At 70.8% G+C, this 19,009-nt stretch carries 17 protein-coding genes, 1 tRNA gene and 1 pseudogene; 14 read left to right on the forward strand and 5 right to left on the reverse strand.

The window, feature by feature from the left end:
- Window positions 1-3 precede the first annotated feature (3 nt).
- The 6 genes and pseudogenes from phoU to HGN31_RS13135 all read left to right on the forward strand — a co-directional run bounded on the left by phoU (window position 4) and on the right by HGN31_RS13135 (window position 6,164).
- A complete protein-coding gene (gene phoU / locus HGN31_RS13110) occupies window positions 4-789 on the forward strand; it encodes a phosphate signaling complex protein PhoU (protein ID WP_168783480.1) in 786 nt (261 codons plus the stop codon).
- Window positions 790-864: 75 nt separating this feature from the next.
- Entirely contained in the window at window positions 865-1,554 is a 690-nt protein-coding gene (gene phoB / locus HGN31_RS13115) for a phosphate regulon transcriptional regulator PhoB (RefSeq protein WP_036710320.1), read from the forward strand.
- A gap of 127 nt (window positions 1,555-1,681) precedes the next feature.
- A pseudogene (locus HGN31_RS13120) lies at window positions 1,682-3,088 on the forward strand (circularly permuted type 2 ATP-grasp protein); the annotation flags it as partial.
- A 227-nt stretch (window positions 3,089-3,315) separates the two neighbouring features.
- Complete coding sequence (locus HGN31_RS13125) at window positions 3,316-4,290, forward strand: alpha-E domain-containing protein (RefSeq protein WP_244961022.1); 975 nt, start codon at window positions 3,316-3,318, stop codon at window positions 4,288-4,290.
- Window positions 4,291-4,294: 4 nt separating this feature from the next.
- Window positions 4,295-5,134: a transglutaminase family protein gene (locus tag HGN31_RS13130; RefSeq protein WP_168783482.1), complete on the forward strand. Its 840-nt coding sequence runs from the start codon at window positions 4,295-4,297 to the stop codon at window positions 5,132-5,134.
- Between the two features lie 55 nt (window positions 5,135-5,189).
- Complete coding sequence (locus tag HGN31_RS13135; protein WP_342355773.1) at window positions 5,190-6,164, forward strand: proteasome-type protease; 975 nt, start codon at window positions 5,190-5,192, stop codon at window positions 6,162-6,164.
- A gap of 594 nt (window positions 6,165-6,758) precedes the next feature.
- Here HGN31_RS13135 and tsf read toward each other — a convergent pair.
- Together tsf and rpsB are read right to left on the reverse strand one after the other, a co-directional pair.
- Window positions 6,759-7,646, reverse strand: a complete 888-nt coding sequence (tsf, locus tag HGN31_RS13140; RefSeq protein WP_168783483.1) for a translation elongation factor Ts — start codon at window positions 7,644-7,646, stop codon at window positions 6,759-6,761.
- A 73-nt stretch (window positions 7,647-7,719) separates the two neighbouring features.
- Window positions 7,720-8,517, reverse strand: a complete 798-nt coding sequence (gene rpsB, locus HGN31_RS13145; protein WP_139305886.1) for a 30S ribosomal protein S2 — start codon at window positions 8,515-8,517, stop codon at window positions 7,720-7,722.
- A 332-nt stretch (window positions 8,518-8,849) separates the two neighbouring features.
- On the opposite strand from rpsB, the gene HGN31_RS13150 reads away from it, so the two are divergent.
- The 7 genes from HGN31_RS13150 to HGN31_RS13180 are packed head-to-tail and all read left to right on the forward strand — an operon-like array spanning window position 8,850 to window position 13,787.
- On the forward strand, window positions 8,850-9,125 hold the full coding sequence (locus HGN31_RS13150) for an STAS domain-containing protein (RefSeq protein WP_342355809.1): 276 nt from the start codon (window positions 8,850-8,852) through the stop codon (window positions 9,123-9,125).
- A complete protein-coding gene (locus tag HGN31_RS13155) occupies window positions 9,122-9,487 on the forward strand; it encodes a response regulator (RefSeq protein WP_036703542.1) in 366 nt (121 codons plus the stop codon). Before HGN31_RS13150 ends, HGN31_RS13155 begins: the two co-directional genes overlap by 4 nt.
- A 12-nt stretch (window positions 9,488-9,499) precedes the next feature.
- On the forward strand, window positions 9,500-11,770 hold the full coding sequence (locus HGN31_RS13160) for a chemotaxis protein CheA (RefSeq protein WP_168783485.1): 2,271 nt from the start codon (window positions 9,500-9,502) through the stop codon (window positions 11,768-11,770).
- Between the two features lie 4 nt (window positions 11,771-11,774).
- Window positions 11,775-12,269 (forward strand): chemotaxis protein CheW, encoded by a 495-nt coding sequence (locus HGN31_RS13165; protein ID WP_168783486.1) that lies wholly within the window; start codon window positions 11,775-11,777, stop codon window positions 12,267-12,269.
- Window positions 12,270-12,271: 2 nt separating this feature from the next.
- Window positions 12,272-13,105 (forward strand): CheR family methyltransferase, encoded by an 834-nt coding sequence (locus HGN31_RS13170; RefSeq protein WP_168783487.1) that lies wholly within the window; start codon window positions 12,272-12,274, stop codon window positions 13,103-13,105.
- Complete coding sequence (locus tag HGN31_RS13175) at window positions 13,102-13,488, forward strand: response regulator (RefSeq protein ID WP_168783488.1); 387 nt, start codon at window positions 13,102-13,104, stop codon at window positions 13,486-13,488. The genes HGN31_RS13170 and HGN31_RS13175 overlap by 4 nt, the downstream gene beginning before the upstream one ends.
- On the forward strand, window positions 13,488-13,787 hold the full coding sequence (locus HGN31_RS13180) for a hypothetical protein (RefSeq protein WP_168783489.1): 300 nt from the start codon (window positions 13,488-13,490) through the stop codon (window positions 13,785-13,787). The genes HGN31_RS13175 and HGN31_RS13180 overlap by 1 nt, the downstream gene beginning before the upstream one ends.
- 273 nt (window positions 13,788-14,060) lie before the next feature.
- On the opposite strand, the gene HGN31_RS13185 is transcribed toward HGN31_RS13180, so the two are convergent.
- Window positions 14,061-14,137: transfer RNA gene (locus tag HGN31_RS13185), tRNA-Arg, on the reverse strand.
- A gap of 899 nt (window positions 14,138-15,036) precedes the next feature.
- On the opposite strand from HGN31_RS13185, the gene HGN31_RS13190 reads away from it, so the two are divergent.
- Complete coding sequence (locus tag HGN31_RS13190) at window positions 15,037-16,299, forward strand: glycerate kinase type-2 family protein (RefSeq protein ID WP_168783490.1); 1,263 nt, start codon at window positions 15,037-15,039, stop codon at window positions 16,297-16,299.
- 1 nt (window position 16,300) lies between these two features.
- On the opposite strand, the gene HGN31_RS13195 is transcribed toward HGN31_RS13190, so the two are convergent.
- Both HGN31_RS13195 and HGN31_RS13200 read right to left on the reverse strand, forming a co-directional pair.
- Window positions 16,301-17,734: a UdgX family uracil-DNA binding protein gene (locus tag HGN31_RS13195; RefSeq protein ID WP_168783491.1), complete on the reverse strand. Its 1,434-nt coding sequence runs from the start codon at window positions 17,732-17,734 to the stop codon at window positions 16,301-16,303.
- Window positions 17,734-18,963, reverse strand: coding sequence for a putative DNA modification/repair radical SAM protein (locus HGN31_RS13200; protein ID WP_168783492.1), 1,230 nt, complete (start codon window positions 18,961-18,963; stop codon window positions 17,734-17,736). The genes HGN31_RS13195 and HGN31_RS13200 overlap by 1 nt, the downstream gene beginning before the upstream one ends.
- Window positions 18,964-19,009: the final 46 nt, after the last annotated feature.

Consider the following 19,009-nt stretch of genomic DNA (forward strand, 5'->3'; position numbering starts at 1 on the left):
CCCATGAACACCACCGACCGCCACATCGCCTCGGCGTTTGACCGCGACCTCGAGACCGTGCAGGCGCTGGTCGTCAAGATGGGCGGGCTCGTCGAGACCGCCATCAACGAGGCCGCCCGCGCGCTCGAGACCCGCGACGACGAGCTGGCCGAAGAGGTCCGTCGCCGCGACCGCGCCATCGACGCGCTCGAGCAGCAGATCAACGAGGAAGCCGCGCGGGTGATCGCGCTGCGCGCCCCGAACGCCACCGACCTGCGGGTGGTGCTGACCGTCATCAAGATCTCGGGCAGCCTCGAGCGGGTGGGCGACTACGCCAAGAACATCGCCAAGCGCACCCATGTGCTGTCGCATCTGCCGGCCATCGACGGCGCCGGCATGGCGCTGCGGCGGATGTCGGGGACGGTCGAGACGATGCTCAAGGACGCGCTCGACAGCTACGTCCACCGCGACGCGGCGCTGGCCGCCGACGTGCGGGCGCGCGACCTCGAGGTCGACCAGATGTACAACGCGCTGTTCCGCGAGTTCCTCACCTACATGATGGAGGATCCGCGCAACATCACCTCGTGCATGCACCTGCATTTCATCGCCAAGAACATCGAGCGCATGGGCGACCACGCGACCTCGATCGCCGAGCAGGTGCTGTATCTCATCTCGGGCACGCTGCCCGAGGATGCGCGCCCGAAAAGCGACAGCGTCGCCCGGCCCCCCGTGCCAGCCGACCCGGCGGCCGATCGCGCCGCCGACCCCGGCGCAGGCCCGGCGCCGCGTCCGGCCCCCGGCGCCGGCTGAGCCGCGCCCGCCGCTGCCAACCCGGCGCGCGCCGGCATTTTCCCGCGCGCGCCCTGATGACACGGAGGAGACCCGATGAGCATTCAGCAACCCTGCATCCTCCTCGTCGAGGATGAGGGCGCCCAGCGTGAGGTGCTGACCTACAACCTCGAGGCCGAGGGCTTCCGCGTCGTCTCGGCCGAGACCGGGGACGAGGCGCTGCTGCTGGTGGCCGAAGAGAACCCGGACCTGATGGTGCTGGACTGGATGCTGCCGAACGTCTCGGGCATCGAGATCTGCCGCCGCGTCAAGGCCGACCCCGACACCCGCCACATCCCGATCGTCATGCTCTCGGCCCGATCGGACGAGGGCGACCGGGTGCGCGGCCTCGAGACCGGGGCCGACGACTACGTGGTGAAGCCCTATTCGGTGGTCGAGCTGATGGCCCGGCTGCGCACCCAGCTGCGCCGCACCCGCCCCGCCACGATGGGCGAGCGGCTGAGCTTTCAGGACATCCTGCTGGACGCGGGCGAGCATCGCGTCTTCCGCTCGGGCAAGACGCTGCATCTCGGCCCGACCGAGTTCCGGCTGCTCTCGACGCTGATGGAGCGTCCGGGCCGGGTCTGGACCCGCGAGCAGCTGCTCGACCGGGTGTGGGGCCGCGACATCTACGTGGACACCCGCACCATCGACGTCCACGTCGGCCGGCTGCGCAAGGCGCTGATGGCGCATGGCGGCGACAACCCGGTGCGCACGGTCCGCGGCACCGGGTACTCGCTCGGCTGAGCCGCGGGGGCGCCCCGGCGCAACTGCCCAAGCCTTGGGCAGCGCGCTGTCCGGGGCAGGGGGCGCGCGGCCCGCGTCCTTGCCCCCGCCGCCCGCGCCGCGCCACAGTGGTCCCCGAGAGGTGACCATGACTGCGTTCGACGAAATGACCGAGGGGCAGGGGGTGCGGGCCCCCTATGCCGAGTTCTCCCGCTGGCTCGCCAGCCAGCCCGACGACCTGATGGCCCGCAAGGCCGCCGACGCCGAAGAGGTGTTCCGCCGCACCGGCATCACCTTCGCCGTCTATGGCGAGGAACAGGCCACCGAGCGGCTGATCCCCTTCGACATCGTGCCGCGCATCCTCTCGGCCGCCGAATGGGCGCGGCTCGCCCGCGGGATCGAGCAGCGGGTCCGCGCCATCAACTCGTTCCTGCACGACATCTATCACCGGCAGGAGGTGATCCGCGCCGGCATCGTCCCGCTCGAGCTGATCGCCACCAACGACGCCTTCCTGCCGCAGATGATCGGCATGACGCCGCCCGGCGGCATCTACACCCACATCGTCGGCACCGACATCGTCCGCACCGCCGAGAACGAGTTCCAGGTGCTCGAGGACAACTGCCGCACCCCCTCGGGGGTCAGCTACATGCTCGAGAACCGCGAGACGATGATGCAGCTCTTCCCCGAGCTGTTCATGCAGAACCGGGTCGAGCCGATCGAGGACTATCCCAAGCTCCTGCGCCGCTCGCTGTCGGCGGCGCGCCCGGCCCGCGCGCCCGCGCAGCCCGCGGTCGCGGTGATGACGCCGGGGGTGAACAACTCGGCCTATTACGAGCACGCCTTCCTCGCCGACCAGATGGGGGTGCAGCTGGTCGAGGGCGCCGACCTGCGGGTGGTCGACGGCCACGTCGCCATGCGCACGACCGAGGGCTATCGCCGCATCGACGTGCTCTATCGCCGGATCGACGACGACTACCTCGACCCGCTGAGCTTCCGCCCCGACAGCGTGCTGGGGGTGCCGGGGATCATGGATGTCTACCGCGCCGGCAACATCACCATCGCCAACGCGCCGGGGACCGGGGTGGCCGACGACAAGGCGGTCTATTCCTACATGCCCGAGATCATCCGCTTCTACACCGGCGAAGAACCGATCCTGTCGAACATCCCGACGCTGCGCTGCTCCGAGCCCGAGAACCTCGCCCATGTCCTCGACCGGCTGGACGAGCTGGTGGTGAAGGAGGTGCATGGTTCGGGCGGCTACGGGATGCTGGTCGGCCCCGCCGCCAGCCGCGCCGAACGCGAGGCCTTCGCCGAAAAGCTGAAGGCCCGGCCCGCGAACTATATCGCCCAGCCGACGCTGGCGCTCTCGACCTGTCCGGTGCTGACCAAGGCGGGGCTGGCGCCGCGCCACGTCGATCTGCGGCCCTTCGCGCTGGTCGGTGACGGGGTGCGGATCGTCCCGGGCGGGCTTACACGGGTGGCGCTGAAAGAGGGCTCGCTGGTCGTCAACTCGTCGCAGGGCGGGGGCACCAAGGACACCTGGGTGCTGCGCGACGGGGCGGGGGCCGTAACCACCGGGCGCGGCGCGTTTGGTGCCCGCGTGCCGATGCGGCAGGGGCAGGGGCAATCGCAGGGTCAGTCGCAGGGACAGTCACAGGCCCAAGGTCAGTCGCAGGGAGAGGCACAGGGGCAAAGGCAGTCGCAGTCGCAGCGCCCAACCCCCTCCACCCCGCCCGACACCCAGCCCACCCCTGACCAACCCACCGCGACGGAGGGGCAGCAATGACCGCCCATTCCCGCACCATCCTGCTTGGCCGCACCGCCGACGGGCTGTTCTGGATGGCCCGCCAGATCGAGCGGGGCGAGGCGATGGCCCGGCTGGTCGACGCCGGCCTGCACATGGCCCTGACCCGCGGCACCGCCGAGGCCGACTGGCGCTCGGTCCTCGAAAGCGCCGGCGTGCTCGATGCCTTCACCGCCACGCACGGGGCGCTGGACGACCAGCCCGACCCCGACACCGCCATCGACTTCCTGCTGCGCGCGCCCGAGAACCCCTCGAGCGTCCGCAACTGCCTGCTGCAGGGCCGCACCAACGCCCGCATGGTCCGCACCGCCCTGACCCGCGACGCGTGGGAGGCCGTGAACGAAGCCTGGCGCATGGTCGCCGACGAGCTCGCCCGGCCGGTGCGCGAGGCCGACCTGCCCGCCGTGCTGGGCCGCATCAAGCAGGCCACGGCGCTCATCCGCGGGATGACGGTCAACACCATCCTGCGCACCCCGGGCTATCAGTTCATCCGCCTCGGGCTGCATCTGGAACGCGCCGACACCACGGCGCGCATCCTCAACGTCAAGTATTACCACCTGCTGCCCTCGACCGCCTGGGTCGGCTCGGCGCTCGACCAAACGCAATGGGATTCGATCCTGCGCTCGGTCTCGGCGCACAAGGCCTACAAATGGCTCTATGACGCCGACATCTCGGCCGCCAACACCGCCGATTTCCTCATCCTGAACCGGCGGATGCCGCGTTCGCTGGCGTTCTGCCACGCCGAGATCTCGGCCGCGCTGGCCGATCTGGCGCGGGACTATGGCACCCGCCAGCCCTGCCACGCCGAGGCCGAGGCGCTGAACCGGATGCTCTCCGAGCGCGACATCGACGAGGTGTTCGAGGAGGGGCTGCACGAGTTCCTGCAGGCCTTCCTGGCCGACAACGCGCGCCTCGCCGCGGCGATCGCCCGCGACTACCGCTTCACGGAGTGACCCGATGCTGCTCTCGATCCGCCACCGCACCGAATATCGCTACGAGGCGGCGCCGAACTACGGGGTGATGCGGCTGCGCGTCACACCCCGCAGCCTCGGGCCGCAGCGGGTGATCGACTGGCGCATCGGCCTCGAGGGGGTCGAGCGGCAGGTGGCCTTCCGCGACCACCTGGGCAACGAGGTCTGGCTGGTGTCGATGGCGCAGGGCTGCGACCGGGTCGCCGTGACCGCCGAGGGGGTGGTCGAGACGCGCGAGACCGCGGGCGTCTTCGGCCCGCACCGGGCGCTGGCGCCGCTGTGGCTCTTCACCCGCCCGACGGCGCTGACCATGCCGGGCGAGGGGGTGGCGCGGCTGGTCGCGGACCTCGGCGGGCCCGATGCGGGGGGGGCGGCGGTGGCGCCGGTGGTGGCGGGGCAGGTGGGCCTCGGCCTCGCGCACCGGATGATGGCCGCGGTCGCCGACGCCGTCGCCTATGACGTGGACGACACCCACCCCGCCACGACCGCCGAGGAGGCGCTGGCCCGCGGCGCCGGGGTCTGCCAGGACCACGCCCATGTCATGGCCGCCGTCGCCCGCCGCTTCGGCATCCCGGCGCGCTACGTCTCGGGCTACCTCAGGCTCGACGATCGTGAGGACCAGACCGCGACCCACGCCTGGGTCGAGCTGCATCTCGAGGGGCTGGGCTGGGTCGGCTTCGACCCCTCGAACCGGATCAGCCCGGACGACCGCTACGTCCGCCTCGCCGTCGGGCGCGATTATGACGAGGCCGCGCCGATGGGCGGGGTCCGCTACGGCGCCCACGCCGAAGACCTGCACGTCCACTTGCACGTCGGCGAGCAATGACCATAAGACGACCGCCGCCCGCACACGCGCGGGGCGCCAGAAGGAGACGCCGGCGATGACCTATTGCGTGGGCGTGATGCTCGACCGCGGGTTGGTGTTCATGTCCGACACCCGCACCAACGCGGGCGTCGACAACGTGTCGGTGTTCTGCAAGACCCGCGTCTGGACCCAGCCGGGAGAGCGGACGCTGGTCCTGATGACCGCCGGCAACCTCGCCACCACCCAGGCCGTCGTGGGCCGGCTCGAGGACCGCACCGCGGCGCCCGACGAGCGCGGGATGTCGCTGCTGTCGCAGCCGTCGATGTTCGCCACCGCGCAGATGCTGGGCGACCTCTTGCGCGACGAGATCAAGCGGCGCGAGGATGCCGCCGGGCAGACCGCGGCCTCGAAGTTCTCGGCCAGCATGATCCTCGGTGGGCAGATCGCCGGCGCGCCGCCGCGGCTGTTCCTGATCTACCCCGAGGGCAACTTCATCGAGGCCACGCCCGACACGCCGTTCTTCCAGATCGGCGAGACGAAATACGGCCGCCCGATCATCGTGCGCGCCTATCGCCCCGACATGAGTTTCCGCGAGGCGGTCAAACTGCTGACGGTCAGCTTCGATTCGACGATCAAGGCGAACCTCTCGGTGGGGCTGCCAGTGGACGTGACGCTGATGGCCCGCGACAGCTTCGCCACCACGCGCCTGCGGATGGGCGAGGCGGACCCGTATTACAGCATGATCTCCTCGCGCTGGGGGCAGTCGCTGGCCGAGGCGCTGAACGCGCTGCCCGACCCCGAGCTGCCCTGCGTGGCGAGCCCCTCGGACACCCCGCTGCCGGGGACCGGGACGACGGTTCCCGCCGCACCCGCCGCCCTGCGACCCGGCGCCGAGGCGGCCGCAGCGCCCCCCGCCGAGCGCGGCACCCCCGCCCCTGCCGAGGCGGTCGAGGTCAACCCCACGGTCTCGGTCCCGGTGAACGACGACCCCGCCGCCGCCGGCCTCGCCGAGCCCGCCCCCACCGCCCCCGGCGGCCCGCGCCCGGGCTGAGCCGGGGGGTTAGGTGTGCTCGAGGACCGCTGTACCGCATCCCCACGGTCCCGGCGCCGGCCATCGTCGCGCGGCTTTCTTTGGTTCTGTCGTCCTTGCGTGGGGGTTGGCTGACCCTCCAGCCGCCGACGCTCTCAGGCTGGCGACGCCCCGCGTACGCGTGGCCTCCCCCATCCCTTCACGATCTCGGCGTTTACCCGTTGAAGATAGCCAGAGCGTCGCCCTCTCGTCGCCGCACCAGCCCGTCCTCAGGGCCTCGCGCGAGCACGTGAACAACCCGGCGACTGATCACCCATTCCGAGCACCTCCAACACCGCCAGTCTCCCGGCTGCCTATTGTTCGCCGCATGGGCGCCTCTGCACGGCAAGGCAAGCGCGGGGCGCCCTCACTGCGTTACCTTCGCGCCTCCCCCCGCTGCCCGTCCTCCCGCGTAAGCCGCGGGCTTCGGCGTTAGCCACTCGCGCGGCGCCCCGCCCCCTGCCGCCCGTCTCCAACCCAGCACCGAGCCGCCCGCCGCCCCACCCCCACGAAACAAAAAAGCCGGCCCCCGCAGGGACCGGCCTGATGCCGTGCGTCACGCCGCGGCCTTGAGGATCAGGCGCCTTTCAGCGTCTTGGCGACCTCGGCGGCGAAGTCTTCCTCTTTCTTCTCGATCCCCTCGCCGACGGCGACGCGGGCGTAGCCCGTCACCTCGACGCCCGCGTCCTTGGCCGCCTGGGCCACGGTCACGTCCGGGTTGATGACGAACTTCTGCCCGAGCAGCGTCACCTCCTCGAAGAACTTGGCCATCCGGCCGACGATCATCTTCTCGATCACCGAATCCGGCTTGCCCGATTCGCGGGCCTGCTCGGTCAGCACGGCCTTCTCGCGCTCGACCAGCGCCGGGTCGAGGTCCGCCTCAGAGAGCGACGCGGGCGAGGTCGCCGCGATGTGCATGGCGATCTGCTTGCCCAGCTCGGCCGCCTTCGCGGCGTCGCCCTTGAGCGCGACCAGCACGCCGATCTTGCCCATGTTCGGCGCCGCGGCGTTGTGGACGTACGAGACGACGGTGTCGCCCTCGACCGTCACCATCCGGCGCAGGGTCATGTTCTCGCCGATCTTGGCGATCGCGTCGGTCAGCACTTCGCTCACCGGCTTGCCGTTCAGGGGCGCCGCGGCCAGTTCTTCGACCGAAGCGGTGCCGAGCGCGGTTTCCGCGATGCCGCGGACCATCGACTGGAACTCTTCGTTCTTGCCGACGAAGTCGGTTTCCGAGTTCACCTCGACCGCCACGCCCTTGCCGTCCTTGACGGCGACCGCGACCAGCCCTTCGGCGGCCACGCGGCCGGATTTCTTGGCGGCCTTGGCCAGACCCTTGGTCCTGAGCCAGTCGACCGCGGCCTCCATGTCGCCCGAGGTCTCCTCGAGCGCCTTCTTGGCGTCCATCATCCCCGCGCCGGTCGATTCGCGCAGCTCTTTCACCATCGCGGCCGTGATAGCCATGGTCTTCTCCTTGTTGGTCAATGCGTCAGGCGGGGTCTGGCCCCGCCTGATGAAAGTCCCGTGACGGCGCGGCTCAGGCGCCGGCGGTCTCGGCCTCGGCGTCCGCGGCTTCGAGGTCGTCGATGTCCTCGGCCGGGGCGTCCGACAGCGCGCCGAGATCGACGCCCGCGGCGCCCATCTGCGCCGACATCCCGTCCAGCGCCGCGCGCGCGACCAGGTCGCAGTAGAGCGCGATGGCGCGGGCCGCGTCGTCGTTGCCCGGAATGACGTGGGTCACGCCCTTGGGCGAGCAGTTGGTGTCAACCACCGCGACGACCGGGATGCCAAGCTTGTTGGCTTCCTGCACGGCGAGGTCTTCCTTGTTCACGTCGATCACGAACAGCAGGTCCGGCAGGCCGCCCATCTCGCGGATGCCGCCGAGGCTCGCCTGCAGCTTGGCCTGCTCGCGCTCCATCCCGAGGCGTTCCTTCTTGGTCAGCCCCTCGGCGCCGCCCGACATCGCCTCATCGATCTGCTTGAGGCGCTGGATCGACTGCGACACGGTCTTCCAGTTGGTCAGCGTGCCGCCGAGCCAGCGGTGGTTCATGTAGAATTGCGCGGATTTTTCTGCCGCTTCGGCCACGGCCTTCTGCGCCTGCCGCTTGGTGCCGACGAACAGCACCCGGCCGCCCTTGGCCACGGTGTCGCGGATCACGGTCAGCGCCTGGTCCAGCATCGGGACCGTCTGGGTCAGGTCGATGATGTGGATGCCGTTGCGGTCGCCGTAGATGTATTCCGCCATCCGCGGGTTCCAGCGCTGGGTCTGGTGGCCGTAGTGAACGCCAGCCTCGAGCAGCTGACGCATGGAGTATTCGGGAAGCGCCATGTCCATGTCCTTTCCGGTTTGCGCCTGGGGCAGGGGTTTCAGGACGCGGCCGCGTGGCCTGCCCCAACCGGTGGACCTTGGCGGATGTCTCCCGCCGGAGGCCCGCCCCCGCCTGTGAAGTGCGCGCGAGATAGGGCCAATCGGCCGCAGTTGCAAGGCGCAGCGTCCGCATCCCGGCGCCGTTCGTCGGTATTTTAGCGATTTTTCGCCTGACTGCGGTCCCGCGGCGGGGCCCCATCAACCGAACCTTAAGCGATCGTTGCCCATAACGGCGCAAAGCGGGAATCGGTTTGGGAAGGGACGGACATGGCGACGGGGACGGGACAGGGGTGCAGGCGATGACGGCGGTGCTGACGCTCGATGCACGGCTCGATCTGGGCGCCGTGCGGCCGCTCGCGCAGCGGCTCGGGGCCTGCGACGGCGCCGACCTCAGCCTCGACGCGGCCGGGGTGACCCATCTCGGCGCGCTGGCCGCGCAGTTGCTCGTGGCGGCGCGCCAGCGCTGGGCGGCGGCCGGGCTGCGGCTCGAGGTCGGCCCGCGCTCGCCTGCCTTCGACGATGCGGTGACGGTCATGGGGCTCGGCCCCTGGTTCGAGGCGGAGGACGCGCGATGAGCCTCAACATCCTGGCCGTGGACGACAGCCGGACCATGCGCGACATGGTGCGCCTCGCGCTCGGCGCCGCCGGCATGACCGTCACCACCGCCGACGACGGCGTGCACGGGCTTGAGGTGCTCGAGGGGATGGCGCCCGACGCGATCATCTCGGACATCAACATGCCGCGGCTCGACGGCTTCGGCTTCATCCGCGCGGTGCGCGCGATCGAGCGGATGCGCGGCGTGCCGATCCTGGTGCTGACCACCGAGAGCGCGCCCGAGCTCAAGGCGCGGGCGCGCGAGGCCGGAGCGACCGGCTGGATCGTCAAGCCCTTCGATCCGGGCAAGCTGGTCAAGACCGTCCAGATGGTCACGGGCTGAGGAGGCGCGGCGATGTCCACCGACCCGATGGCCGAGATCCGCGCCTCGTTCTTCGTCGAGTGCGAAGAGCTGATGGAGAGTCTGCAGGACGCGCTCGTGATCCTCGACGAGGACGGCGGCGACGCCGAGACGATCAACGTCGTCTTCCGCGCCGTCCACTCGATCAAGGGGGGCGCGGGGGCCTTCGGCTTCGACGCGCTGGTGGGCTTTGCGCACAGGTTCGAGACGGTGCTCGACCAGCTCCGCGCCGGCAAGCTCGCGCTGACGCCCGAGGCGACGCGGCTCTTCATCCAGGGCGCCGACCTGCTCCACGACCACATCCGCGCCGCCCAGTATGACGAGCCGCCCCCCGCGGGCGCCGAGCCGATGCTCGCGGCGCTCGAGGCATTGATGGGCGACGCCGCCCCGGTCGAGGACGAGCCGGTGGACTTCACTCCCAGCGGGCTCGGGTTCTCGCTCGACCTGCCGGGGTTCGAGGGCTTCGGGCCGCTCGACGCTGAGGGCGACGAGCCGGCTGCGGCTGACGCCACCAAGGACGGCGCCCCATCAGACCTGCCGGCGTGGCGGATCGACTTCACGCCCCACGCCGACCTTTTCACCAGCGGCAACGAGCCGCTGCTGATCCTGCGCGCGCTTGCAGCGCTGGGCGACGCCGAGATGCGCTGCCACGTCCCCGATGACCTGTCGTCGGCGCCCGAGGCGGCCGAGGCGCCCCGTCTCGGCTGGACGATTCTGCTGCAGGGCGACGTGACCGAGCCCGAGATCCGCGAGGTCTTCGATTTCGTGACCGACGTCTGCGACCTCACCATCGCGCCCGCCGCGACCCCGCTGCCGCCGGGTGGGCCCGAAGGCGGGACGGACCCCTTCCTTGCCGATGATCCTGTCGAGAGCGCCATGTCCGAACCGCCGCTGCCCGAAACTCCGCAGTCCGAGCTTCCGCTGCACGCCGACATCACCGCGACCGCCGGCGAAGCCCCGCCGCTGCGGCTTGACGCCGACACCATCGTCGCGGCGGCCAACGCCGACGAGCCCACCCCCGGCGCCGCCCCGCGGGCGCGCTCGACCCGCCCCGAGGCCGAGCCGCCGTCCGCGACCGTCCGCGTCGATCTCGACCGGGTGGACCGGCTGGTGAACCTCGTGGGCGAGCTGGTCATCAACCAGGCGATGCTGGCGCAAAGCGTCTCCGAGGCGGGCATGGCCGAGAACAGCTCGGTGATGAACGGCCTCGAAGAGTTCATGATGCTGACCCGCGACATCCAGGACGGGGTCATGATGATCCGCGCCCAGCCGGTGAAGCCGCTCTTCCAGCGCATGGCCCGCATCATCCGCGAGGCCGCCGCCGCCGTCGGCAAGGAGGTGCGGCTGCGTACCGAGGGCGAGGCGACCGAGGTGGACAAGACCGTGATCGAGCGCCTCGCCGATCCGCTGACCCACATGATCCGCAACTCGGTCGATCACGGCATCGAACTTCCCGAGAGGCGCCGCGCCGCCGGCAAGCCGGCCGAGGGGATCATCACCCTCTCGGCCTCGCACCGCGCCGGCCGGGTGCTGATCGAGGTCGCCGACGACGGCGCCGGCATCAACCGCCCCCGCGTACGCGAGATCGCCGTCGCCAAGGGGCTGATCGCCGCCGACGCCCAGCTCACCGACAGCGAGATCGACAACCTGCTGTTCCTGCCCGGATTTTCCACCGCGAGCCAGGTCTCGGCGCTCTCTGGTCGCGGGGTCGGCATGGACGTGGTGAAAAGCGCCATCACCGCGCTTGGCGGTCGCGTCACAATCACCAGCGAGGCGGGGGTGGGGACGAAGTTCTCGATCTCGCTGCCGCTGACGCTCGCGGTGCTGGACGGGATGGTGGTGCGGGTCGCCGACCAGACGCTGGTCGTGCCGCTCTCGGCCATCGTCGAGACGGCGACCTTTTCGGCCGAGAACGTCCGCCGCGTCGGGCGCCGCACCGAGCTGCTGCACATCCGCGGCGACCTCGTGCCGCTCTTCGACCTCGGGGTGCAGCTCGGCTTCCGCCGTGGCCCGCGCACGGCACGTGAGTCGATCGTGATCCTCACCACGCAAGAGGACGGCAGCCGCGCCGCGCTGATCGTCGACCAGATCATGGAGCAGCGCCAGGTGGTCATCAAGGGACTGAACCGCAACTTCGGCCCCGTCCCCGGCGTGGCCGCCGCGACCATCCTCGGGGATGGCCAGGTGGCGCTGATCCTCGACCCCTCGGACCTCACCCGTCCCGCCCGGCCCGCGGCCGAGCCGGACCAAGCGCTTGCAGGATGACGCCATGACCGACCTTCACCCCAACCCGCCCCCGTCCTCGGCCACCCCCGGCGCCGCAGCCGAAATCGAGCTGCTGGCCTTCCGCGTGGGCGAACAGGAATACTGCGTGGACATCATGTCCGTGCGCGAGATCCGGGGCTGGTCGCGCGCCACGCCGCTTCCCTTCTCGCCGCCGCACGTCAAGGGGGTGATCAACCTGCGCGGCACCGTGCTGCCGGTGATCGACCTCGCCGTGCGGCTGGGGATGCCGCCGATCGAGGGCGACGAGCGCAACGTGATCATGGTCGTCTCGATCAATGGCCAGACCGCCGGGCTGCTCGTCGACGCGGTCTCCGACATCCTCGCCGTCGCCACCAGCGACCTGCAGCCGCCCCCCGATCTGGCCGCCGACAAGGACAACGCCTGCATCAGCGCCCTGACGCTGGTCGAGAACCGGCTCATCCGGATGCTCGAACTGCAATCGGTGCTGCCCGCCCACCAGACCGACAGCGCGGCGTGACCATGTCCCCCCCCGACCTTCACGCCCCGCCCGCCGGCTTCGCGGACCCGCTTTACGCGCGGATCGCCGACCTGATCTACCGCGAGGCCGGCATCGTCCTCGGCCCGGAGAAGCGCGGTATGATGGATTCGCGCCTGCACCGGCGGATCGCCGCGAACAACTGCACGAGCCTCGCCGACTACGTCCAGCGGCTCGACAACGGCGCGCTCGCGGGCGAGCGCGACCACCTCGTCTCGGCGCTGACCACCAACTTCACCCATTTCTTCCGCGAGGCGCATCACTTCGACTTCCTGCGCGAGACGGTGTTTCCGTCGACCCCCGGCGACCCCCGCGCGCTGCGGATCTGGTCGGCCGGCTGCTCGTCGGGGCAGGAGCCCTATTCCATCGCCATCGCCGCACGCGAGGCGGGGCGCCGCGCGACCATCGTCGCCACCGACATCGACCACGCCATCCTCGAGCGCGCCCGCAGCGCCCGCTACCGCGACGGCGAGCTGACCGGCATCCCTCCTCAGTCCCGCCAGCAGTTCTTCGCCCCCGAAGGTGACGAGTGGGTGCTGCGCCAGCCGGTCCGCGACATGGTCCGGTTCGAGCACATGAACCTGCACGGCGCCTGGACCTTCGACGGGCCCTTCGACGTGATCTTCTGCCGCAACGTGATCATCTACTTCGACGCCGCCGCCCAGTTGCGGCTGTGGGACAAGTTCTGCCGGCAGCTGCGCCCGGGCGGGTGGCTGCTGATCGGCCACTCCGAGCGCATCCCCGACCACCTGCGCACGCGGCTGCGGCCGGTCGGGCATACCGTCTATCAGTACGACCCGGGAAGGGGCGAGACATGAGCATCAGGGACCAGCTTCACATCATGGTCGTGGACGACATGTCCACCAGTCGCTGCCTGATCGTGCAGGCGCTCGAAGCGATGGGCATCCGCAACGTCCACCACGCCGCCGACGGGCAGGAGGCGCTGACCAAGATCGCCAAGCGTCCGGTGCATCTGGTGCTGTCGGACTTCAACATGCCGGGGATGGACGGGCTGACGCTGTTGCGGAGCCTGCGCAGCCAGGCGCCAACGCGCGGGGTTGGGTTCATCCTCATCACCGGCCGCGCCGACAAGGATATCATCGACCGCGGCAAGTCCATGGGAATGAACAACTTCATCAAGAAGCCCTTCACGCCGGCCGACCTCAAGGCCTGCCTCGAGGCGGTGATCGGGCGGTTCTGATGGAGCCCGGGCAAATCCTGTCGGCCCTCGCCGACGAACTCGCGCTGCTGACCGAGGGTCTGCTGCGCCTTCAGGACGTGCCGCTGATCGCTGCGGCTGACGGAGCGCCGCTGAGCGGCGAGGCCCTGCTCGCCGCGATGGTGGCGCTGCAGGATCTCGACCGGATGGCGCAGACGGCCGGAGCGCTCTCGGCATTTGCCGCCGAGGTTGCCACGGACGGGGCGGTGTCTGCGAAGGCGGCGCTGGAGAGCGTGCCGCTGCGGTCGGTGGCGGAGCGGCTAAGGGAGAGGCTGGGCTGACGTGGCGGCTTGGTTAGGCAGGCTCGTGGGGGTGGAGAATTGAGTGGTTGGGCGGAAGAGTGATTGCCCTGCCGTTGCGCGGCCTTGGGGACAGAGGTGTGAGGGAGAGGCACTCCGCGTCCAGGGTAGCTCTCGGCGCCCCTAGCCGGACAATCGCAAGAACACATCCTGTGAACGTCGGTTCGAAGTCGCGTAGCTGTCAGCAGGTACTCAAGTGTTAAGGGATTTGGCTGTCAGCGCTTCTCGAGAAACAGGGGTATGACAGGGGGAGGGTGGCGCACCCGACACGATTCGAACGTGTGGCCTCCACCTTCGGAGGGTGGCGCTCTATCCAGCTGAGCTACGGGTGCCTGATGAGGCATCTAGTGCAACCCTTCCCGCCTCGCAACCCCAAAGCGGTTGGGGGATAGGGGATGGGGGATGGCAAGATCCAAGCTAAGCCTGCTCGTCTGCTCTAGGCGCTCCTGCGGCGCTCGGTACCGACGAACCACCCGCTTCCTGAAGCGGCGGCAAACCGAAGCGCGACTGAAGCGCGCACCGAAGCGAAGGGCAAAAAAGGTTTGTGATGGTTCTGGCCGCAGTCGCTTCGGATGCCTGCGGCTGCAGGACCCGATGTCGGTGTGTAGGGTGCCTGTATCGCGCGTCAAACCGACAAACGGCGGGGGGTATACTTTCATTCGTGCGCGGTTGAAACGCAGCTAACCGCGTTCCGAACCTGGCTGGCTGGCTGCCGGCTAGTCAGCAGTTCCTACTTCCGCCGTACCGGCCTCGTAACGAGGGACATTCCCGCAACATCTTGCCGCAGAGGTAAGCGCCGGACCGCGACCGCGCTGATTGCGCCAGAGCGCGCCGCAGTCCGCGAACAAAACATCGAACCAAGCCGCCGCCTCAATCCGCCCGTGCTTGCGGTCGCCGTCCGCCACGGCTCGCTTCACCTCCTCGCGCCAACGGGGCGACCACCTCTGTCCCTATCGGTCGCGCGGGCGCCCCGAGCTTGCACCACTAACCTCACCCGTTCTCATGACCCGACGGGCGAGAACGCCTCTGGTTGCCTCGCTAACCTTGTACCCCGCCAATCCCGCGCACTCCCACACCCGCTTCGAATATCTGGCAGCAGGTACCCCGTCGCCACAAATCCGCGCGTTTCCTCGCCCCCACTACCGCTCTCACAGTTCCCCTCACTCGCCCACCACAGCTTCCCGAGCCCACCGAACCGCGCTAGCCTCCCCCGGACCCGAAAGCCCCCGCCATGACCCCAGCCGACCGAGACCTCCTCACCACCCTTTTCGACGTCGCCGTGGCCGCGGCCGATCCGCGGCAGGCGCTGGCGGGCTACCTGCCCGAGCGGCCGCGCGGGCGGACGGTCGTCATTGGGGCGGGGAAGGGCGCGGCGCAGCTGGCGCAGGCGTTTGAGGCGGTCTGGGACGGGCCGCTGAGCGGGGTGGTGGTGACGCGCTACGGCTACGGCGCCCCGACCCGGGCGATCCGTGTGCTCGAGGCTGCCCATCCGGTGCCAGACCCGGCTGGTCGCGCAGCCTCCGCGGCGCTGTTCGAGGCGGTCGAAGGCCTCACCGCGGACGATCTGGTGGTCGCGCTTATCTGCGGCGGCGGGTCGGCGTTGCTGCCGATGCCGCCGGGGGCGCTCACGCTCGAGGACGAGGCGGCGCTGAACCGCGCGCTGCTGGCGAGCGGTGCGCCGATCTCGGTCATGAACGCGATCCGCAAGCAGGTCTCGGGGATCAAGGGCGGGCGCCTCGCCGCGGCGGCGCATCCGGCGCGGGTCGTTTCGCTTATCGTCTCGGACGTGCCCGGCGACGATCCGGCGCAGGTCGCCTCGGGGCCGACGGTGCCCGATCGGACCAGCCGCGCCGACGCCCGCCGGCTCACCCGCGACTGGCGGATCGACCTGCCGCCCGCCGTGGCCGCCTGGCTTGAGGGCGACGCGGGCGCCGCGCCCGACCCCGCGGACCCGGTCTTCGCGGCAAACGACGTCCGCGTCATCGCCTCGGCCCGGCTCTCGCTCGAGGCCGCGGCGGCGCGTGCCGCGGCCGAGGGCCTGCCCGCCGTGATCCTCTCGGACGCCATCGAGGGCGAGGCGCGCGAGGTCGGCCGCGTCCACGCCGCCATCGCCCGCGAGATCGCGCTGCGCGACCGCCCCTTCCCCCGCCCCGTGGTGCTGCTGTCGGGCGGCGAGACCACCGTCACGCTGCGCGGCGCCCCGGGCCGCGGCGGTCGCAACACCGAGTTCCTGCTCGCCCTCGCCCAGGCCGCCGAGGGCACGTCCTTCGCCGCGCTCGCCGCCGACACCGACGGCATCGACGGGTCCGAGGCGAATGCCGGCGCCTTCGCCGACGGCACCACCGCCGCCCGGCTCAGGGCACTGGGGCTGGACGCGGGCGCCTTGCTTGCCGCCCACGACGCCTACCACGGGTTCGAGGCGCTGGGCGATCTGTTCGTCACCGGCCCGACCGGCACGAATGTCAATGATTTCAGGGCGATCCTGATCCGCTAGCTCACTCCGCGAGCAGCTCGCGCGCGCGGGCCAGATCGGCGGTCAACTCGGCCATCGCCGCCTCGGCCTCGGCCGCGTCCGGGCGGCGCAGGATAAGCGAGGGGTGCCAGGTCAAGAGCACCGGCCCGTCCGGCGTCGCCTCGACCGAGCCGCGGCGCCGAGTCATCGCGTCGCCGCGCCCGGTGAGCGCCAGCGCCGCCGTGGCCCCCAACGCCACGGTCAGCCGCGGCGCGACGTGCTGGCGTTCGAGCCCCAGCCACCAGCGGCAGGCCTGCACCTCGCCCGCGTTCGGGCGCTGGTGCAGCCGGCGCTTGCCGCGCGGCACGAACTTGAAGTGCTTGACCGCATTGGTCAGCCACGCCCCCTCGCGCTCCACCCCCGCCGCCGCCATCGCCCGGTCAAGCACCTGCCCCGCCGGCCCGACGAAGGGGCGGCCGGCCAGATCCTCCTGATCGCCCGGCTGCTCGCCGACCAGCATCAGGGCGGCATCCTCGGGTCCCTCGCCGAAGACGCTCTGGGTCGCGGCGTGGCAGAGATCGCAGCGCGTGCAGGCGGCGCAGGCTGCCCGCGCATCGGCCAGCGTCTCGATCCGCGCGGGCGGCTGCGGCATCGCCGCCCGGGTGCGCTGGATGATCGCGGCCGCCCGCGCCGGGGCGGCGGTCGCCTGCGCCGCCTGCATCGCGCGCACGCGCCCCTCGGCGGCCGCGAGCATCGCCGGGATCTGCCCCGTCTCGGGCATGTTCTTCCAGTATTTCAGCGGCATATGCTGCCGCATCGAGCCGAGCTTGATGCGCGCGGGGTTGAAGATATTGGCGAAATACGTGGCCCACAGCGCCTCGGCCGCGTCGTCGGGCAGGTCCGGGCGCGGCGCGCCGGGGGCGAAGGACAGCGCCCCGTCCTGCCAGATCGCCGACAGGTCGGGGGTGTGGATCGCCCAGTCCATGTCGGCGAAGCGGCGGCAGAAGAACCCGGCGTTGGCCTCGACGATCCGGTGCTCGGGCTCGAACCACGCCGCGAAACGCCGCCGGGGACCGTCCGCGGGCAGCTCGCGGAAGCGGACGAAGGCGCGCATCTTGTGGATGTCGCGCCGCACCGCCTTGTCGAGCATCCCGAGCCGCCGGACCAGTGGATCGCCCGCGTCGGCCAGCAGCCCGCGCCGGGCCTGAAGCCGCAGCAGCGCCTCATAGAGCAGCCCGGGTGCGGCCGGGTCGCGGTGCAGGATCACCCGCTCGGCAAGCTCCACGAAGCCCTTGGGCACCGTCAGCGCCCGGCCCTCGCCCGCGGGCAGCGGCTCGGGCGCAAAGAGGGACGGCGCGGCGGCCTCGCCCACCACCCACTCGACCGCGCCCGCCGGCACCCCGTGCGCCGCGAGCGGCCGCGCCGCGTCCCGCCAGGCCGCGAAGCTGCCGGTCTCGGGCAGCACCACCCGGTGCATCAGAACAGACTCAGCTGCTCGGCCGGCGGGGCGAACCGCGCCTTCAGCCCCTCGCTGTCGGTGAGCCCGCCGGGCGACCAGCCGGGCAGGGTGACGAAGGGCTGCGCCTTGCCCATCAGCGCCCCGATCCGCACCAGATCGTCCCAGCCGAGCGTCCGCTGCCGCCGCGCGGCCAGCACCCGCTGCACCGTCCGGGTGCCGAAGCCCGGCACCCGCAGCAGCATCTCGCGCGGCGCGCGGTTCACATCGACCGGGAACTGGTCGCGGTGCGCCAGCGCCCAGCCGAGCTTCGGGTCCACGGCGAGGTCGAGCATCCCCTCGGGCGTCGCCGCCGCGATCTCGTCGGCTTCGAAGCCGTAGAACCGCATCAGCCAGTCGGCCTGATAAAGCCGGTGCTCGCGCATCAGGGGCGGCTTCACCAGCGGCAGCACCGACGAGCTGTCGGGGATAGGCGAGAAGGCCGAGTAATAGACCCGCTTCAGCCCATAGCCCGCGTAAAGCCGCGCCGAGGTGGTCAGGATCGCCGCATCACTGGCGCTGTCGGCCCCCACGATCATCTGGGTGGACTGCCCGGCGGGGGCAAACCGCGCCGGGCGCTTGCCGGTGTGGCTGCGGTCCCGGCTCGCCTCGCGCGCGCCCTTGACCCGCGCCATCGCGGTGCGGATCGTCTCGGGCCGCTTCTCCGGCGCCAGCCGGCGCACCGACTCGTCCTGCGGCAGCTCGATGTTGATCGACAGCCGGTCGGCATAAAGCCCCGCCTCGTCGATCAGCTCCGGGCTCGCGTCGGGGATCGTCTTGAGGTGGATGTAGCCCTTGAACCCGTGATCCTGCCGCAGCGTCCGCGCGATCCGCACCATGTCGGCCATCGTCTGGTCGGGCGAACGGATGATGCCCGAGCTGAGAAACAGCCCCTCGATATAGTTGCGGCGATAGAACTCGAGCGTGAGCGAGACGACCTCCTCGACCGAGAACCGCGCCCGCTCGACGTTCGAGCTGACCCGGTTCACGCAATAGGCGCAGTCGAAGATGCAGAAATTGGTCATCAGGATCTTGAGCAGGCTGATGCAGCGCCCGTCCGGCGTATAGGCGTGGCAGATGCCCGCGCCCTCGGTCGACCCCAGCCCGCCCTTGCGCGAATCGCGCTTCGACGTCCCGCTCGAGGCGCAGGAGGCGTCGTATTTGGCCGCGTCCGACAGGATGGCGAGCTTGCGGGCAAGGTCGGGTTTCATCCCCCGAAGATAGGGCCGGGGCGAGAACATCACAAGAACAAACCGC

The sequence above is a fragment of the Paracoccus sanguinis genome, from assembly GCF_012689545.1.
Classification (GTDB): domain Bacteria; phylum Pseudomonadota; class Alphaproteobacteria; order Rhodobacterales; family Rhodobacteraceae; genus Paracoccus; species Paracoccus panacisoli.

Coding starts and splice junctions, on each gene's coding strand:
- tsf (WP_168783483.1), bottom strand. CDS start 7,646: ATGGCTATCACGGCCGCGATGGTGAAAGAGCTGCGCGAATCGACCGGC.
- HGN31_RS13180 (WP_168783489.1), top strand. CDS start 13,488: ATGGAGCCCGGGCAAATCCTGTCGGCCCTCGCCGACGAACTCGCGCTG.
- HGN31_RS13175 (WP_168783488.1), top strand. CDS start 13,102: ATGAGCATCAGGGACCAGCTTCACATCATGGTCGTGGACGACATGTCC.
- HGN31_RS13130 (WP_168783482.1), top strand. CDS start 4,295: ATGCTGCTCTCGATCCGCCACCGCACCGAATATCGCTACGAGGCGGCG.
- HGN31_RS13155 (WP_036703542.1), top strand. CDS start 9,122: ATGAGCCTCAACATCCTGGCCGTGGACGACAGCCGGACCATGCGCGAC.
- HGN31_RS13165 (WP_168783486.1), top strand. CDS start 11,775: ATGACCGACCTTCACCCCAACCCGCCCCCGTCCTCGGCCACCCCCGGC.
- HGN31_RS13200 (WP_168783492.1), bottom strand. CDS start 18,963: ATGAAACCCGACCTTGCCCGCAAGCTCGCCATCCTGTCGGACGCGGCC.
- HGN31_RS13150 (WP_342355809.1), top strand. CDS start 8,850: ATGACGGCGGTGCTGACGCTCGATGCACGGCTCGATCTGGGCGCCGTG.
- HGN31_RS13125 (WP_244961022.1), top strand. CDS start 3,316: ATGACCGCCCATTCCCGCACCATCCTGCTTGGCCGCACCGCCGACGGG.
- HGN31_RS13195 (WP_168783491.1), bottom strand. CDS start 17,734: ATGCACCGGGTGGTGCTGCCCGAGACCGGCAGCTTCGCGGCCTGGCGG.
- HGN31_RS13160 (WP_168783485.1), top strand. CDS start 9,500: ATGTCCACCGACCCGATGGCCGAGATCCGCGCCTCGTTCTTCGTCGAG.
- phoU (WP_168783480.1), top strand. CDS start 4: ATGAACACCACCGACCGCCACATCGCCTCGGCGTTTGACCGCGACCTC.
- HGN31_RS13190 (WP_168783490.1), top strand. CDS start 15,037: ATGACCCCAGCCGACCGAGACCTCCTCACCACCCTTTTCGACGTCGCC.
- rpsB (WP_139305886.1), bottom strand. CDS start 8,517: ATGGACATGGCGCTTCCCGAATACTCCATGCGTCAGCTGCTCGAGGCT.
- HGN31_RS13170 (WP_168783487.1), top strand. CDS start 12,272: ATGTCCCCCCCCGACCTTCACGCCCCGCCCGCCGGCTTCGCGGACCCG.
- HGN31_RS13135 (WP_342355773.1), top strand. CDS start 5,190: ATGACCTATTGCGTGGGCGTGATGCTCGACCGCGGGTTGGTGTTCATG.
- phoB (WP_036710320.1), top strand. CDS start 865: ATGAGCATTCAGCAACCCTGCATCCTCCTCGTCGAGGATGAGGGCGCC.